At 63.5% G+C, this 1,358-nt stretch carries 3 protein-coding genes; 1 reads left to right on the forward strand and 2 read right to left on the reverse strand.

Annotated elements, in window-relative coordinates; genetic code table 11:
* Positions 1-458, reverse strand: a 458-nt coding sequence (locus EN994_RS31705; RefSeq protein ID WP_127308166.1) for a phosphoribosylanthranilate isomerase, incomplete at its 3' end; no start/stop codon positions are given.
* A 112-nt stretch (positions 459-570) separates the two neighbouring features.
* On the opposite strand from EN994_RS31705, the gene EN994_RS31710 reads away from it, so the two are divergent.
* Positions 571-789 (forward strand): hypothetical protein, encoded by a 219-nt coding sequence (locus EN994_RS31710; RefSeq protein WP_013528317.1) that lies wholly within the window; start codon positions 571-573, stop codon positions 787-789.
* 5 nt (positions 790-794) lie between these two features.
* Here the strand turns inward: EN994_RS31710 and EN994_RS31715 are convergent.
* On the reverse strand, positions 795-1,358 hold a 564-nt coding region (locus EN994_RS31715; RefSeq protein ID WP_164746426.1), incomplete at its 5' end, for a SprT family zinc-dependent metalloprotease.

Raw genomic sequence — 1,358 nt, forward strand, 5'->3', positions numbered from 1 at the left:
AGAATGCGCCAGTCGAAGGCAACACCATTGCCGCCCGGCAGTTCGGAGCCTTTCGGCGGCTTGGCGTCGAACAGGAACCGGTCGGCTATGCCGATGAATGGCTTCATTCGTTCGAGATCGGCGGCCTCGCTGAGCGGCAGCGCCTTCATCACCGGCAGGCCATAGCGGGCTTTGACCTCGGCGACGCGCTCGGGCGTTTCCGCGCCGTGCAGCTGCAGCATGTCGGGCTGCATTTTGGCAACGATTTCATCCAGGAAGGCGTCGCCGGCATCGACGGTGACGGCAACCGCCATCGCCTTGCCGCGCGCGGCCTCGCGCAGACGGCCAGCCTCGGCAGGTTCGACATAGCGCGGGCTTTTGGCGAAGAAGATAAACCCGACATGGCTGGCGCCGCCGGCCAGCGCCGCGGCCATTGCCGCGTCGGTCTTCAAGCCGCAGATTTTGATGTCGAGTGCCATGGCGCGGGAATTGGCATGAAAAGCGATAAGAGTCGAGAAAAAGCATGCTGTTTGCCGGCACGGCCAAAGGCGCTACCTATGGATGGACAGGACGCAAGGCGGGAGCACGATCATGGCCGACAGAACCGTAGCCGAACTCAGGCAGAAGATTGCGCAGGCGCGCGAGGTCATCGCGCACCTGATCGACAAGGCCGCCTTCAATGGCGCCGAGGCGCACCGCGCGCTCGACTATTTCGGCGGCGATGAGTTCGACGGCAATTTCCTGCCGTGGCCGCATCATGGCGATGAGGGGTTGCGGCCCGAAGACTTGAACGCCGCCAACGACGATTGAGCGATCTACTCGAACATGATCGCTTGCAGCGCACCGCCATTGCGCTTCAGCCAGTCCTTGCAGCGATCGGTGTCGGGGCAGAGCTTTTCGCACAGTTTCCAGAATTTCGGGCCGTGGTTCATCTCCTTGAGATGCGCCACTTCATGCGCGACGAGATAGTTGATGACCGGCGACGGCGCCATCATGATGCGCCAGGAAAAGGACAGATTGCCTTCGGAGGTGCATGACCCCCAGCGGCTTGACGTGTCCTTGAAGCGGATCGCCTTGGCGCGCTTGCCAAGCGCCTCGGTGTGCTTGGCCACCAGCTTCTCGATTTCCTTCTTGGCCTCGCGCTTGAGGAAATCGGCGAGGCGGCGCGGCAGATGTATGCGGTCGCCATGCACGATCAAGAGCGGACCACGTTCGTCGCGCGACACGGTGACGGTGCCGCGCTTTGACGGTTCATGGACGATGCGGTGCGGCACGCCGCGCACCGGGATCCTGATGCCGGGCCGCACCTGCGGCCGCGTCGGCACCTTGGCCAGTCGCTGCTCCAGCCAGTCCTGATGCCGCTCGAGGAACCTGTCCAC

Source organism: Mesorhizobium sp. M7A.F.Ca.CA.002.09.1.1, from assembly GCF_003998555.1.
Lineage (GTDB): Bacteria > Pseudomonadota > Alphaproteobacteria > Rhizobiales > Rhizobiaceae > Mesorhizobium > Mesorhizobium ciceri.